The 15185-nt window shown below is 43.6% G+C and carries 14 protein-coding genes; 12 read left to right on the plus strand and 2 right to left on the minus strand.

All coding sequences use genetic code 11. The features are described from left to right. Positions 1 to 336 precede the first annotated feature (336 nt). A complete protein-coding gene (gmhB, locus tag ACRC53_RS01305) occupies positions 337 to 897 on the minus strand; it encodes a D-glycero-beta-D-manno-heptose 1,7-bisphosphate 7-phosphatase (protein ID WP_438623586.1) in 561 nt (186 codons plus the stop codon). Positions 898 to 1184: 287 nt separating this feature from the next. Here gmhB and metN point away from each other — a divergent pair, with 287 nt between their 5' ends. The 12 genes from metN (at position 1185) to ACRC53_RS01365 (ending at position 13206) form a co-directional block, all read left to right on the plus strand. Continuing rightward, a complete protein-coding gene (gene metN, locus ACRC53_RS01310) occupies positions 1185 to 2228 on the plus strand; it encodes a methionine ABC transporter ATP-binding protein MetN (protein ID WP_438623587.1) in 1044 nt (347 codons plus the stop codon). Further along, positions 2209 to 2862 carry a methionine ABC transporter permease gene (locus ACRC53_RS01315; protein ID WP_438641782.1) on the plus strand — a complete coding sequence of 218 codons (654 nt, stop codon included), beginning with the start codon at positions 2209 to 2211 and terminating at the stop codon, positions 2860 to 2862. The genes metN and ACRC53_RS01315 overlap by 20 nt, the downstream gene beginning before the upstream one ends. 118 nt (positions 2863 to 2980) lie before the next feature. Continuing rightward, positions 2981 to 3787: a MetQ/NlpA family lipoprotein gene (locus ACRC53_RS01320; RefSeq protein WP_438641783.1), complete on the plus strand. Its 807-nt coding sequence runs from the start codon at positions 2981 to 2983 to the stop codon at positions 3785 to 3787. 182 nt (positions 3788 to 3969) lie between these two features. Beyond that, positions 3970 to 4344, plus strand: coding sequence for an Rcs stress response system protein RcsF (gene rcsF, locus ACRC53_RS01325; RefSeq protein WP_438641784.1), 375 nt, complete (start codon positions 3970 to 3972; stop codon positions 4342 to 4344). Positions 4345 to 4374: 30 nt separating this feature from the next. Then, positions 4375 to 5103 (plus strand): tRNA (N6-threonylcarbamoyladenosine(37)-N6)-methyltransferase TrmO, encoded by a 729-nt coding sequence (gene tsaA, locus ACRC53_RS01330; RefSeq protein WP_438641785.1) that lies wholly within the window; start codon positions 4375 to 4377, stop codon positions 5101 to 5103. A gap of 88 nt (positions 5104 to 5191) precedes the next feature. After that, positions 5192 to 6910: a proline--tRNA ligase gene (proS, locus tag ACRC53_RS01335; RefSeq protein WP_438641786.1), complete on the plus strand. Its 1719-nt coding sequence runs from the start codon at positions 5192 to 5194 to the stop codon at positions 6908 to 6910. A gap of 318 nt (positions 6911 to 7228) precedes the next feature. Further along, positions 7229 to 8764, plus strand: a complete 1536-nt coding sequence (locus ACRC53_RS01340) for a site-specific integrase (protein ID WP_438641787.1) — start codon at positions 7229 to 7231, stop codon at positions 8762 to 8764. 233 nt (positions 8765 to 8997) lie between these two features. After that, positions 8998 to 9504: a BRO-N domain-containing protein gene (locus tag ACRC53_RS01345; protein WP_438641788.1), complete on the plus strand. Its 507-nt coding sequence runs from the start codon at positions 8998 to 9000 to the stop codon at positions 9502 to 9504. A 1000-nt stretch (positions 9505 to 10504) separates the two neighbouring features. Continuing rightward, positions 10505 to 10813 carry a BRO family protein gene (locus ACRC53_RS01350; protein ID WP_438641789.1) on the plus strand — a complete coding sequence of 103 codons (309 nt, stop codon included), beginning with the start codon at positions 10505 to 10507 and terminating at the stop codon, positions 10811 to 10813. Positions 10814 to 10922: 109 nt separating this feature from the next. After that, the gene (locus tag ACRC53_RS01355; protein WP_438641790.1) at positions 10923 to 11609 is read left to right on the plus strand and encodes a hypothetical protein; all 687 of its coding nucleotides are present in this window, start codon (positions 10923 to 10925) and stop codon (positions 11607 to 11609) included. A 20-nt stretch (positions 11610 to 11629) separates the two neighbouring features. Beyond that, on the plus strand, positions 11630 to 12049 hold the full coding sequence (locus ACRC53_RS01360; protein WP_438641791.1) for a hypothetical protein: 420 nt from the start codon (positions 11630 to 11632) through the stop codon (positions 12047 to 12049). A 113-nt stretch (positions 12050 to 12162) separates the two neighbouring features. Then, entirely contained in the window at positions 12163 to 13206 is a 1044-nt protein-coding gene (locus ACRC53_RS01365) for a hypothetical protein (protein WP_438641792.1), read from the plus strand. Between the two features lie 307 nt (positions 13207 to 13513). Here ACRC53_RS01365 and guaA read toward each other — a convergent pair whose 3' ends face one another. After that, on the minus strand, positions 13514 to 15091 hold the full coding sequence (gene guaA / locus ACRC53_RS01370; protein ID WP_438623592.1) for a glutamine-hydrolyzing GMP synthase: 1578 nt from the start codon (positions 15089 to 15091) through the stop codon (positions 13514 to 13516). Between the last annotated feature and the right edge of the window lie 94 nt (positions 15092 to 15185).

The raw sequence follows: 15185 nt of genomic DNA on the forward strand, positions 1-15185 counted from the left end.
ATAACTAGCAAATAAATTGTCAGTCACTCGTTTAACTAAGTATCTTTTGGATAGTCAGCGTCTTCAACGAGTGCCCACACAGATTGTCTGATTAATTTTTTAAAGAGCAGTGTCAACGCTTTCACGTTAACAGGGCGCGAATTATTCCGCATTTCCCTTTAGCTGTCAAGGTCTGTTTTTCACATCCCTTAAAAGCGTTTTATTCTTTACTGTTAGCATTCAGTGATTTGCATCACGGTTGCCGTGTCAGTGGGGTCGCATTATAGGGAGTATTTACAAAGAGGCAAGCAAAAAAGTTAATAAATCTTTTGCTTGCTCATTTTTTACTCTTTTTGTTTATTTTATACGTTTTTTAAGCAGCGCGGGTACATCAGCAAGGCTATCGAGGACGTAATCTGCTAGGGCTTCGGCTTCTGCGGTGAGGGGTTTTCCACTGCGAACCAGAATCTTGGTGCCAATGCCAGCCGCTTGTGCCGCTTGCATGTCTTCAAGTTTATCACCAACCATATAAGAGGAGGCCATATCGAGGTCAAGCTCTGCTTGTGCTTCAAGAAACATGCCTGGCTTCGGTTTGCGGCATTCACAGTCAATTTTGTATTCACCCTTACCGTGCTCTGCGTGATGCGGACAGTAGTAGATACCATCAAGATCAACGCCTCTGTCAGCCAGTGACCAATCCATCCACTCAGTTAAGTGGGTAAACTGAGCTTCGGTAAACAAACCTCGGGCAATGCCAGATTGGTTGGTGACTAAGACCAGTGCCAGCCCCATCTCTTTAATTTGGCGACAAGCGTCAATCGCGCCTTTGATGAATTCAAAGTTGTCACTTTCATGTACGTAGCCATGATCAATGTTCAGTGTACCGTCACGATCAATAAATAGTGCTGAGGTTGCCATGTGAAGATCTCCGGCGGGTCTGGATTTACGGTATGAAGTATGTGCTGATTATCGCCTGCCTGTTCTTATAATGTAAGACGAGAGGCGTTTTTGAGGATAAATGTGGGGATATACGGGTTTATTTCCCTTTCTTTTAGCCGTCTAGACGTAAAAACTGTTGACTGTAGCCATCCAGACATCTTAGCATCTGTGTGTTCGCTCTGCTGTCTATCCCTATATATTGTTTAGGATCTGTTTTTGTGCGATAGAAGTAAGCATCTGTTTCAGCATGGAGAGCATGACGTACCATGATTAGGCTTAATCACATCAGTAAAATATTTCACACGGAAGGGCGAAGTATCAGTGCGCTTTCAGAGGTGAGTTTGCATGTTCCGGCTGGCCAGATTTTTGGCGTGATAGGTGCATCGGGAGCAGGGAAAAGTACGCTGATTCGCTGTGTGAATCTGCTTGAGCGCCCCTCTTCAGGTGAGGTATTTGTTGATGGGCAGGATATGATGGTGCTGGATGAACCGGCACTCGAGCGTGCAAGACGTAATATTGGGATGATTTTCCAGCACTTTAATCTGCTCTCTTCACGTACGGTGTTTGGTAATGTGGCTTTTGCTTTGGAGTTACAAGGCTTAAATAAAGAGGCGATTGCCACACGAGTGGATGAGTTGCTGGCACTAGTTGGCCTGACAGATAAGAAGACGGTGTTTCCGGCAAATCTTTCCGGCGGGCAAAAACAGCGAGTGGCGATTGCCCGTGCGCTAGCCTGTAATCCGAAGGTATTGTTGTGTGATGAGGCCACCAGTGCGCTTGATCCGGCAACAACGCGGTCTATTTTAACGCTGTTGAAGGATATTAATCGCCGTTTGGGGCTGACGATTTTACTGATCACACATGAAATGGATGTGGTAAAGCGAATTTGTGATCAAGTTGCGGTCATCAGCGCCGGTCAGCTGATTGAGCAAGGTTCGGTGGGTGAGGTTTTTGCACACCCGAAAACGCCGCTAGCACAGCAGTTTATTCGCTCAACGCTTGATTTAAGCATTCCCGAAGATTATGCCGCTAGGTTAGTGACAACACCGCAGCCATTACATTTTCCGTTGATCCGTTTGGAGTTTACCGGACAATCTGTTGATGCACCGCTGCTGTCAAAAGTGGCACGGGAATTTAATATTGATTGCAATATTTTAAGCGCGCAGATGGATTATGCTGGCGGAATTAAATTCGGGGTGATGCTGGCAGAGTTGTTTGGTGATGAGGCGCGTTGTGCGCAGGCGATGGATTATCTGCATGAGCAGCATGTCAAGGTGGAGGTGTTAGGCTATGTCGCAAGCAATGATTGAGCTGCTGTTTAAGGCATTGGGCGAAACACTGATGATGGTGCTGGCTTCAGGGGTTATTGGTTTTGCACTGGGGATCCCACTGGGAGTGATCCTGTTTATTACCAAACCTGGACAAATTAAGGCAAATGCGCCGATAAATAAAGTGTTAGGTGCGGTGATTAATATCGGGCGCTCTATCCCTTTTATTATTTTGATTGTTTCTATTATTCCGTTAACCCGTTTGCTGGTTGGTACGTCTATTGGTACGGCGGCAGCGGTAGTGCCGTTGGCCATTGGTGCAACCCCATTTATTGCCCGTTTAATTGAAGGGGCATTAATGGAAGTGCCTGCCGGTTTGATTGAGGCAGCAAGAGCGATGGGGGCAACCCCGATGCAGATTATCACTAAGGTGATGCTGCCTGAGGCGCTGCCGGGGATCATTAACAGTATTACTATTACGTTAGTGACCTTGGTCAGCTATTCGGCGATGGCCGGTGCTGTGGGTGGCGGTGGTTTAGGTGATGTGGGTATTCGTTATGGTTATCAACGTTTTGACGGTACGGTAATGCTGGTTGTCATTGCTATTTTAGTGGTATTAGTACAGTTGATTCAAAGCGTAGGTGAACGCTGGATTAAGGCAACAGATCATAAGTAAGATGTTGCTTCCTCTATAGCCATATAACGTTTACGCTGTTTTATTAAACAGTTATTTTACAACAATATGATTTGTGATTGGTGTTCACGCACCGCAATAAACAAGGATGGTAGATACGATGGCATTACAATTTAAAACATTAGCCCTAATAAGTGCATTGGCAAGTTCTGTATTACTTGTTGGCTGTGGGCAAGATAGTGATACAAACAAAATTAAAGTGGGTGTCATTTCTGGTGCAGAAGAACAAGTTGCAGAAGTAGCAAAAAAAGTCGCCAAAGAGCAATATGGTTTAGATGTGGAATTGGTAAGTTTTAGCGATTATATCACGCCAAATGCGGCGCTGGCGGATGGTTCATTAGATCTGAATGCATTCCAGCACAAGCCGTATCTTGATCAGCAAATTGCTGATCGTGGATATAAGCTCGCTATTGCAGGTAATTCTTTTGTCTATCCAATTGCCGGTTATTCAAAAAAAATCAAGGCATTGTCTGAGCTAAAAGAGGGTGCGACAGTATCATTACCTAATGATCCAACCAACCTTGGCCGCTCTTTACTGCTGTTACAAGCACAGGGATTGCTAACGCTCAAAGAGGGCAGCGGCCTGAATGCAACGGTATTGGATATTGTTGCTAACCCGAAACAATTAAAATTAATCGAGCTAGAAGCACCGCAATTACCACGTTCACTTGATGATGTGGACTTAGCTATTATCAACACCACATATGCCAGCCAGATTGGGCTGACACCGCCAAAAGATGGTTTATTTGTGGAGGATAAAGCCTCTCCGTATGTGAACCTGATTGTGGCACGCGACAATAATAAAGATGAAGAGAACGTAAAGAATTTCGTCAAAGCGTTCCAAACTGAAGAGGTCTATCACGCTGCGAACCAAATATTTAAAGGTGGTGTTGTCAAGGGCTGGTAGCTCTTGCTCTTTCTCACCAACTTTGATTAATTTATGATTATTTTTTTGCAAGAGCACCCAAGGGTGCTCTTTTGTTTTACTATCTGTGATAAATGACGTGTTTTAATGCTCTCTCGCGCGGTATATCTACAAAGTAGATTAAGAGAGTAAATCTCATTCTTTAATGTATGGATACAGTATAAATGCAAAAAATCATCCTAGTTTCGACCGCATTATTATTAGGCGGATGTGCAACACACTATAATGTAGACAGTAATCTGAATCCCCAAAATGTAAAAACGTATTTTGCGCCCACCACCATTGCGGTATATGAAAAAACAGAGCAGCTTAATAAGGTTAATTATCAGAATATTGGCCGTGTTCAAGGAGAGGTTTGCCAGGCCAGTGATAATGAGAAGCCCGCCAGTATTCAAGAGGCTCGCAATACTGCACAGCGACATGCCCAAGAGATGGGAGGTAATGCACTTTTGCTAAATCAATGTCTCATTCTAGATAATGTCCCCGGTTGTAAGCAACTCGCTCTTTGCCAAGGGTCTGCGATTATTATCGCCCCTTAAATATCCACTTAATTTATGTAGAAAAGGCTGATGCTGTTAGATACCCCACAAGAAGCGGTGGCAATGACACCTATTGGTATTATTCACTCACCTTATAAAGAGAAGTTTGCTGTTCCACGTCAGCCGGGTCTGGTTGAGGATGGTATCGGTGAGCTACAACTGTTGCCGCCCTTCAATCAGCTTGATGCAGTACGGGGTTTGGAGCAATTTAGCCACTTGTGGCTGATTTTTGTCTTTCATCAAACCCAAGATCAGGGCTGGCGCCCCACGGTTCGCCCCCCACGCTTAGGCGGCAATGAGCGGATTGGTGTTTTTGCTACCCGCTCTACTTTTCGGCCCAATCCGATTGGTTTATCAAAAGTGGCTTACCACGGTACGGTATGCCGCAATGGTGAGATTTTTTTGAAGCTGGGTAGCCTTGATCTGGTTGATGGCACGCCGATTCTCGATATCAAACCCTATCTGCCCTATGTTGATAGCCAACCGGATGCCAGCGCCGGATTTGCACAGCAAGCGCCTGAACCACAGATGCCGATTCGTTTTAATGCAGCAGCAGAGTCGGTTTTACACGCCCAGCAGAAAAAGCTCCCCACATTGCGCCGTTTTATCAGTGAGGTACTGGCACAAGACCCCCGCCCGGCCTATCGAAAACAGCAGGCAGATAATCGCCACTATGCGGTACATTTGCTCGATTTCAATGTGCGCTGGGTGGTGCACGAGTCAGAGGCTGAAGTCATTGCGATTGAAAAGCGCAGCTGATTTAACCAAAGAAGCTTTTGAGCGACCGATCACGCTGCTACACTAATACCCTTGTGATTTTGTTTGAATTATTTACGGAATTTTATCCATGCGTACCAGTAATTATCTGCTCTCTACTTTAAAGGAAACTCCGTCTGACGCGGAAGTGATCAGCCACCAGCTGATGCTGCGCGCCGGTATGATCCGTAAATTGGCATCAGGCTTGTACACATGGCTGCCGACCGGTTTGCGCGTACTGAAAAAAGTTGAAAACATTGTTCGTGATGAAATGAACAAAGCGGGTGCAATTGAAGTCTCGATGCCGGTAGTGCAACCTGCGGATTTGTGGGTAGAGACTGGTCGCTGGGAGCAGTATGGCCCAGAGTTATTGCGCATTGCTGATCGTAATGATCGCCCGTTTGTTTTAGGCCCAACACATGAAGAGGTCATCACTGATCTTATTCGTAATGAAGTGTTCTCTTACAAACAGCTTCCGCTGAATTTATTCCAAATTCAAACAAAATTCCGTGATGAAATTCGCCCGCGCTTTGGTGTTATGCGCGCCCGTGAATTCCTGATGAAAGATGCCTACTCTTTCCATACTTCACAAGAGTCTTTACAGATCACGTACGAAAAAATGTATGCGGCTTACAGCGCCATTTTCAGCCGTATGGATCTCGACTTCCGCCCAGTACTGGCAGATACCGGCTCTATCGGTGGCAGCTCATCACATGAGTTCCACGTGCTGGCAAAAAGCGGTGAAGATGATATCGCTTTCTCTAACACCTCTGATTATGCCGCTAACGTTGAAATGGCTGAAGCCTTGATGCCTTCCGGTGAGCGTGCAGCGCCAAGCGAAGAGATGCGTCTTGTCGATACACCACATGCTAAAACTATCGCTGAACTGGTCGAGCAGCATCAGTTACCGATTGAGAAAACAGTGAAAACGCTGATCGTTAAAGCTGCCGAAGAGTCTGGCCATACACTGGTTGCTCTGCTGGTTCGCGGCGATCATGAGCTAAACGAAATCAAAGCACAAAAACTGCCACTGATTGCCGACCCATTGGTGATGGCTGAAGAAGACGAGATCCGTGCGGCTATCGGCGCAGGCCCTGGCTCACTTGGCCCAGTTGGTTTAAGTATGCCAATCATTGCAGATCGCAGTGTTGTAATGCTCAGTGATTTTGGTGCCGGTGCTAACCAAGACGGTAAGCACTATTTCGGTATCAACTGGGAACGTGATCTGCCTTTAGCTGCCGTTGCCGATATTCGTAATGTGGTTGAAGGTGACCCATCACCTGATGGTTTGGGCTCTATCCAAATCAAACGAGGTATCGAAGTGGGCCATATCTTCCAGCTAGGCTACAAATACTCTGAAGCCATGAAAGCGTCTGTGCAGGGTGAAGATGGCCGTAATCAAACCATGATCATGGGCTGTTACGGTATCGGTGTTTCCCGTGTGGTTGCTGCCGCTATTGAGCAAAACCATGATGAGCGCGGCATTATCTGGCCAGATGCCATTGCGCCGTTCCAAGTAGCGATTTTGCCAATGAACATGCATAAGTCTTACCGTGTTCAAGAGGCGGCTGAAAAGCTGTACAACGAACTACAAGCTGCAGGTATTGATGTCATCATGGATGACCGCAAAGAGCGTCCGGGTGTGATGTTTGCAGATATGGAACTGATGGGTGTTCCACATATGGTTGTGATTGGTGATCGCAACCTTGATGCCGGTGAGATTGAGTACAAACACCGTCGTGGCGGTGAAAAGCAGCTGATTAAAATTGACGGCATCCTCAGCTATTTGCTGGAAAGCGTAAAGCGTTAATCGCGAAACGTTAGTAGCATTAGGCTGTTTTTAACGACTGGATTTCATCCTGATTAAACCCGCTTTTTTAGCGGGTTTTTTTTCGTTTTTTGCCATGTGTTATGGTTATTTTCCGCACTCGATACGTTGAATGAAACGTTCAGCCAAATACAAAAAAGCCCTGTATACACAGGGCTTTCAAAAATAAAACTCGTTAACGAAATATCAGCGTGTTTTGCTTATTCAGCACATTGACACTAAGTGGTTATTCCCACTCAATGGTTGCTGCTCATCACACTTACTAGTAAGTCATTGTTCTTAATAGAATAGTGAGCAAGCATGACTGTACAACACTGCTTAAATAAAGAGTTAGGTCACCACAAAGGTCACCATACGGGTCACCACTCTGCTTTTAACCCTCACTATAGAGATAGTTCTACAGAAAACACTTTTATCTACTTCACGATACTAAAGCGTGAAGCAAAAGGTTTTTATATGAGGCTGTCGTATCGTGGTCATAAAGGTGTTTACCTTTCGTCCTGCACTATATCTCTTAGAACAAACAAAAGGAGTGTTGCGGTGGTCAATGCAGAATACTTAAAAGATGCGCTACTGAAACAAGCTGGTTCATTTGCTGATTTTAATGCAATGAGGGCTTATATTCGCTCATTTGCAAAAGAACTATTAACTACAAAGCAGCCAGATTGGTTTTATAAAGGTCAATTAATGGTTGCTCAGGAAGCACAACACTTAGCCTCTTCTATTGAGCAGCATGAGTTTCTTAAACAATACAAACAGGTATTAACCCTAGGACAAACTCAACAGTATAAATCTCTGCTAGACATGACTAATGACTGTCCATCACGCCCTGATAGAGTCCCCACCAGCGATATTCAATCACTAGTGATAAATGTACAAACAACAAATATTACTCAACTGATTGACACATATATCAATGAAAAAATAGCTAACAATGAATGGTCAACTAAGACACTTGATAACCGCAAAACATCATTCAAAGTAACTCTGATTCAAGCGTTTATGGCTTGTGGATTACATGAAAAAGACATCAATGACTTTACCCGTGCTGACTTAATCAACGTGAGGGATAAACTTACAGAGAAACTAAAGACCTCAACACTAAATTCTAGAATGTCAGATATTACTAGCCTGTTTAGTTATGCGGAGATGTGTCAATTGTTAACAGGTAAATCACCTGCAATTAAGCTCAACATTAAAGACAAAAATAAAGCAGTAGATAAGTATATACCTGAGGATGAGTTAAACCGATTTATCCAATATATGCATAATGACTTTCACCATAACTCCACACAAGAATTTGCCCCTTATTTAAAATGGGTTGTCTCATTGGCAGCAATAACAGGAGCAAGACAAGCAGAAATCCTTCAACTACGCAAGACTGACATAAAAACCATCGATAATGTTATTTATATCTCAATTAACGCTGACCATGAGGGTAACACTCTTAAGAATGCAACAAGTGAACGCTGTGTTCCCTTAGTGGATGGAGCTTATGAGTTTAATCTACAACAATTTATGGAAGATGTTGTTGTAACTTGCCAAGATGATTCTGATTATATTTTTAGATTAACCAAAACAACAAGGTCTATCACTCAGTTATTTAGCAAGGTTTTTAAACGTTATAAAGAAGCCAATAAATCGTTTCCTGAAACAGCCACATTCCATAGTTTACGACACTCGATGTCAACGCTATGTCTAAATAAAGGAATGCCTGAAGCCTTTACAGGAAAGCTATTAGGACATGCACAGAGTATCACTTATGGTCGCTATGGTTCATCAGGTGTCGATATGGTCACACTTCATAATGAGCTAAAGAATAGAGTATTTTGTTAATGCGAATGGTTATCACTTATGTTGTATATCTGACCATCTGTATGTCTAACTTATAGGGTTCACTACGTTAATCATAGCTTCAGTTATTAATTGAGAAAGAGTAAACGTTATGCAGACTTTAAAGAACAATAATACTTATTACACTGGTTGTTGCTGACTTCCTGATGTGTCATGTGGTCTTACCTTTAACCATCATATTGGCAATACCAACTGTAGAGATAAGGTTAAACATCATGGCTAACGTTTCCAACATGACTTTCGCTGATCAAACTCTACGTGTACTTACTGGACACCCTGAGCATGACATTCTGTTTGTCGCTGGTGATGTGGTAAAGATGGCTGGGTTAGATAAGAATGCTACTCTGAACACTGTAAACCGTCATGGTGATGTCTCTAATAGCATGAAGTTAAACAGTCTATTAGAGTGTGGACTTCAAGTTGAAGCCTTAAGTTCTCTTAAGTATCACGGTAACTGGAAAGCTCAGTGGCTATTCTCTGAGTCTCTGACCTATCAGATGCTACTACGTGGTCACGCTAAACAATCTGAGCCTTTCCGTAAGTGGGTCACTGAGGAAGTCTTACCGTCAATCCGAAAGATTGGCACTTATGACATCAAAGAGTCGAACACAGCAGAAGCTAAGATGTTTACTGAAGAGTTTGCAGCCTTACGTGGTCAGATTGAAGCATTGACCCCTGAGATGTTGCCAGATTGTTACCGAAATAGCTACATTCTGAATTAACCCTCACTATAGGGAGACCACATAACTAAAACATATAATTTAGATTATCCCATTCATTCATGCAGTATCAGCTGCTCACCCTAATAATAACAGTAAGCCAGTAACGGAAACCTAAAGGTTTCGCAGCGAAAGCCCACACTGAACACATGACGTATGAAACATTGAACTATCGGTTGAGGTAGACATTGGGAATTACTATCAAGCATGTGAGTTATTAGACCATTAACGTAAGCTTAGGGAATTGAGACCACCCTTCATAGCTGAATAACAAAGACATGAGAAGTCTATAACATTAGTATCAGGGAGACCTGAGACACTAAGAGCTTATGACTCTGTAAAAGAGCTTGAGACATTAAGTTCTACACAGATAGAAGACTCTTAGTGAATAGAATTATTATTTTAATATAAGAATATATCTCTGACATAAAGAGAGCATATGAATAGACATTAGAGGTACTTGATGTTTAACCATATGACTTACTTTATGTCTCACCTAAAGACTCTCTCTCTCTTCTATGGTCAGCACAACCACGTAGTGGCTCTAACACTAGCTCAAGCAATGAGTGCTTTGTACTACATCAACGCTGAGGTGTTCACTACGACTTTTCAGGGTCTACATGAAGTAATGCTAATGAAGTCAACGGAAGGCGTTGTTAAGTAAATGTTAACTGAATAACCTCGTTATGAATTAACCCTCACTATAGGGAGACAGAGACAATCTTGGTTATTCAAGGGTGTCATTTCAACCTACCCCATGATTCAGGCAAGGTTTTAACTTGCAGTTCTCCTTAAGTTAAGTAATCAGCCTTGTGTGACACCCAAGTGTACATGGAAAATCCCGTATCACTATCAAAGACCACCTCAACGGTCACAATCAATCACACACAAACGATTTATATCAGTTCTCCTTACATCACTGCTGACGCATTGTGCTTCAGTTTGTGGGTGTAGTCAGGTGAGGCTTTGGTGTAATGAGCCCTAATATAAGGAGCACCATTCTATGACTAATAACAAACTCTCTCTATTTAAATTCCATACTTCCAGTGTGCGTACTATTCAATTGCCTCATGATACTAATATTTGGTTTATTGCTAAGGATGTTACAGACGCACTAGGCATTAAGCGTGGGTATGACTCAGTTAATAAAACTGTAGATGAAGAAGACCGCCAAAAGGTTAAGGTTTACGACTGTACAATATGTGACCCCGCTAATAGCGACATCAGCTCTAACGGTGTACGTAAGGTTGAAAGTGTACATGGAAAATCCCGTATCACTATCAAAGACCACCTCAACGGTCACACACATTAATCAGAGTTATTCAATGAATACATCAATTGCAGGCACAGTGATTCCTATATCTCTGAGGCTGTGACCTGATGAGGCTCTTGATGTATTCATTAAATAGAAGGAATCAATTATGAAAACTACTACTATCGAACTATCAAGCATTCTGTCTACCATTCAGTCCAACCAAGGTCATATGCCTACTCATGAATTAGCAATGATGTTAAATAAACGTCACTCGAATCTATTGCGTAAGCTTGAAGAACAAGGAGTATGTTTACTCAATTTGAGCACACATAAAATTGATGTGCCTATGCCTAATGGCGGGATGAAAACTACCGATTCTTACTTACTGGATGAACGCCAAGCTGTAGCCCTTGCAATGTCCTATGACATGAATCTAGGGATGTTGGTCTGGGATGGTTTTAAGGCTGCCTTAGAGGTTGTCGATGCAGTTAACGCTGGTGAGACCCCAGAAGAGATTCAACGCAAGGCAGAGGACGTAGCTTATAAACATTTGGCCTCAAGTATCATGTGCTTTGTATGCCCTCAAACTGCTCTTAAGAATAAGGCTACCAAGGAACTGTTTAAGATGATTATCAAAATGGCTTCAGTAGCTTGTGGTGGTGTTCATGCATCACTAAGTAATATCGGAGTGTTTTACCAGAAGTTTGCAGTACAGGCTTCCCTACATGGATTACCTTTACGTCATCATTGGCAAGAGCAAGCAACACTAATTATCAACCCCGCATTTGGTCTGACGCTTCAGGCTGAACACGCCAAGATTAAGCATGATGCTGTCTTCAGTAGCTGGGTATAAACAACAACAGGAGGTGCATCATGTTAAAACATATTAAGGGTGACACATGGTCTTTCTTAGGTACGACCTTTACAACCGAATACATGAACCGTGTACATATTCCAATGCTATTGGACGTATTAGGCTGGTCGGTATCTTATGTGGCTAACATGATTGATGACTCAGGGTTTCCAGCAACACGTCACCCTAAGCTAATTAATCATTATGCTGATATTCAAGAAGCTAAAGAGACTGCTGAACGTCAACGTTTAGAGAACGAAGCACACTATCGCATGATGAACCCCACACAAGAAGAGATTAAACAACGTCAAACAGACGAAGAGGCTTTTCGTGCTCATTGTCTGCGCCAAGCTGCTCTAGTTAAAGGTCGTAAAACACATAAGTCAGCTTATGGCACTAACTATGGTGGGGGTATTAATCGCTCTGGTGACTGGGAATAACCGCGCTTAACCGATAACGCTGTGTGTGTGTTAAATCTGAAAACCCCTAAGGGTCTTCCTTGGGTCTTTCATGCAGCGTCACCAATAACATATTCAATAAGGAGAGACCAATCATGACTAATATTGTAATCGTAGACCGTGAAACTGAATCACAATTAAATTTTAAAGTAGCTGGTGATAGTTCATCTTTAGATGTTACTAACTCAGGAGCTTCTACTCGTTATTGCTCTATGTTAGCTAACCGAGTATGCGACACATTGAATAGTGTAGAAATGAAAACTGAAATGGGTACAGACACTTGGATTCGTTTTCACCCTGAAGGCACTGAGCCTGCACCTATTGCAATGCCCTCTTTAGCTAGTCGTTCCGTGGCGATTAACATGAAAGACCCATACTCTGAGAACGCTATGCCTGTTAAAGCTGTTGCACCTATTGGTTCTAATATTTACAGCAAACCTACAGACTCCGCAATGCTGATTAGTCTAGCTGTAGAGAAGTATGATGCTGATTGTGATGGTTTTATTACTGACTTATCACTACAACAAGAGGCACAGCAAGTCTTCCTACAACTTGACCGAGAAATCACCACTCAGATTATGGAAGAGTTAGAACGCTCTGATTCCACAGGAACAAAATACTTTACTAATATGAAGTTGCCTAAGCTGCCTGTAGGTAATATTTCTACGGTATTCGATACATTAGAAGGTGGTATGTATGGTGCTGTAGCCAAGCTAAAACAATTTGGTACATCTATTGAGGACTTCATATTCGGGGTCACTCCTAGCATCTATCGTGTGCTTGAGCGTATGAGTCGCCGTGCTGGTCATTCCACTATCGAGGACTTTATGGGTACTAATGTTTATCAGTACTACGTTAACCAACCTATTGATTCTGGTAAGGATGCTGTCTTTGTTGTCCCTAAGACTGTATGTGCAGTGTCATTCCGTGAAGCTACTGATGGTACAGTGTTCACACCAAGCGTAACCCGTATGCCAAGCAAGCAATCTACAGTCATTGAATTTAAAGCTGTGTGCGACCTGTTGGTTGATGGCTTCACAGAGGTGAAGGCTGATGTGGATGGTGAGCTGGTAAAGGCTGACATCAAGTTACCTCTTGTAATCAAGGTTACTTTTGATGATGAGGAAGTGACAGTATGAGACCTTTAAGGCAAGTGGTTATCAGCACACTTGGATTAATTGCCTTACTCACTGCCAATGACCATGACATAAGCGCGGCTATACTTAACGAGGTCATTAAGCTATTGAGTGATAACCCCTTTGTATAAACATTAGAAAAATCTGAGTACCTATCTGATATATGAAGGAAGCAATATCCCCCCCTATAGGGACACTAAATGTAACAAACAAAAGCCTTGACGGTCACCACAAAGGTCACCACAATGAGGAAATCAATCAAGGCTTATCTTTAAGTTACAATGAGTTACCAGTAGGAATTACTCTAATCTTATTCCCACTCAATGGTTGCTGGCGGTTTTCCTGACACATCGTAGACTACGCGTGAAATACCGCTGATTTCATTGATGATGCGGTTAGACACTTTACCCAGCAACTCATAAGGCAGATGTGCCCAGTGTGCGGTCATAAAATCAATCGTCTCTACTGCACGCAGTGAAACAACCCAGTCATATTTACGGCCATCACCCATAACACCCACTGAACGTACCGGCAAGAAGACCACAAAAGCCTGACTCACTTTATTGTACCAATCCGCTTTATGCAGCTCTTCAATGAAAATCGCATCAGCACGGCGCAGAATATCGCAATACTCTTTTTTCACTTCACCAAGAACGCGAACGCCCAAACCTGGCCCTGGGAACGGGTGGCGATACAGCATGTTATACGGCAAACCCAGCTCTAATCCGATACGGCGCACTTCATCTTTAAACAGCTCTTTAAGCGGTTCAACCAGACCCAGTTCCATATCATCCGGCAGGCCACCCACATTGTGGTGCGATTTAATTACATGCGCCTTGCCGGTTTTTGAGGCTGCAGACTCAATCACATCCGGATAGATAGTTCCTTGCGCCAGCCATTTCACATTTTTAAGCTTGCCCGACTCTTCATCGAACACCTTGATAAACTCATGGCCAATCGCTTTACGTTTCAGTTCCGGATCGGCAATACCGCTTAGAGCATCAAGAAAACGCTGTTCAGCATCAACGCGAATAATGTTCAGACCAAACTGATCACCGAACATCTCCATCACCTGATCGGCTTCATTCAAACGCAGCAAGCCGTTATCAACAAACACACATGTCAGGCGCTCACCGATAGCACGGTGCAACAGCAGTGCCGTTACCGAAGAGTCAACACCACCAGACAGGCCTAAGATCACATGATCATTGCCAATCTGCTCGCGCATACGAACCACGGCATCTTCAATGATGGTTGCCGGAGTCCACAGTGCATCACAACCGCAAATATCACGAACAAAATTTTCCAGCATACGCTGGCCTTGGCGGGTGTGCGTCACCTCTGGGTGGAACTGCACGCCGTAAAAGCGTTTTTCTTCTTGTGCCATTGCCGCAAACGGACAGGTTTCTGTCATCGCAACAGTGGTAAAGTCAGCCGGAATAGCCGTAACTTTATCGCCGTGGCTCATCCATACATCCAGCTGTGGCTGACCATTGGCAGAGAGTGTATCTTGAATTCCCGCAAATAAACGGCTGTCAGTCAGTACATCAACGCTGGCATACCCAAACTCACGCTCGGTAGATGACTGCACCATACCACCAAGCTGCATCGCCATGGTTTGCATGCCATAGCACACACCCAATACCGGAACACCGGCAGTAAATACATACTCAGGCGCACGTGGGCTGCCTTGCTCGGTGGTGCTTTCTGGGCCACCAGACAGAATAATACCCTGTGGGTTAAATTCACGAATCTGCTCTTCGGTCACATCCCATGCCCATAATTCGCAATACACACCAATCTCTCGGATACGGCGTGCAATCAGTTGTGTGTACTGGGAACCAAAATCAAGGATAAGAATACGGTGGTCGTGAATGTCTTTGCTCATCGGTTACTCTATCTACGTAGTTTAACAGGCAGTCAAAATAAAATCGGTGGAAGCTGCATCGTGCCTAGCATTACTAGGCGCACAGAGAGCAAAC

The sequence above is a fragment of the Plesiomonas sp. genome, assembly GCF_051652165.1.
GTDB lineage: Bacteria > Pseudomonadota > Gammaproteobacteria > Enterobacterales > CAMTGL01 > Plesiomonas.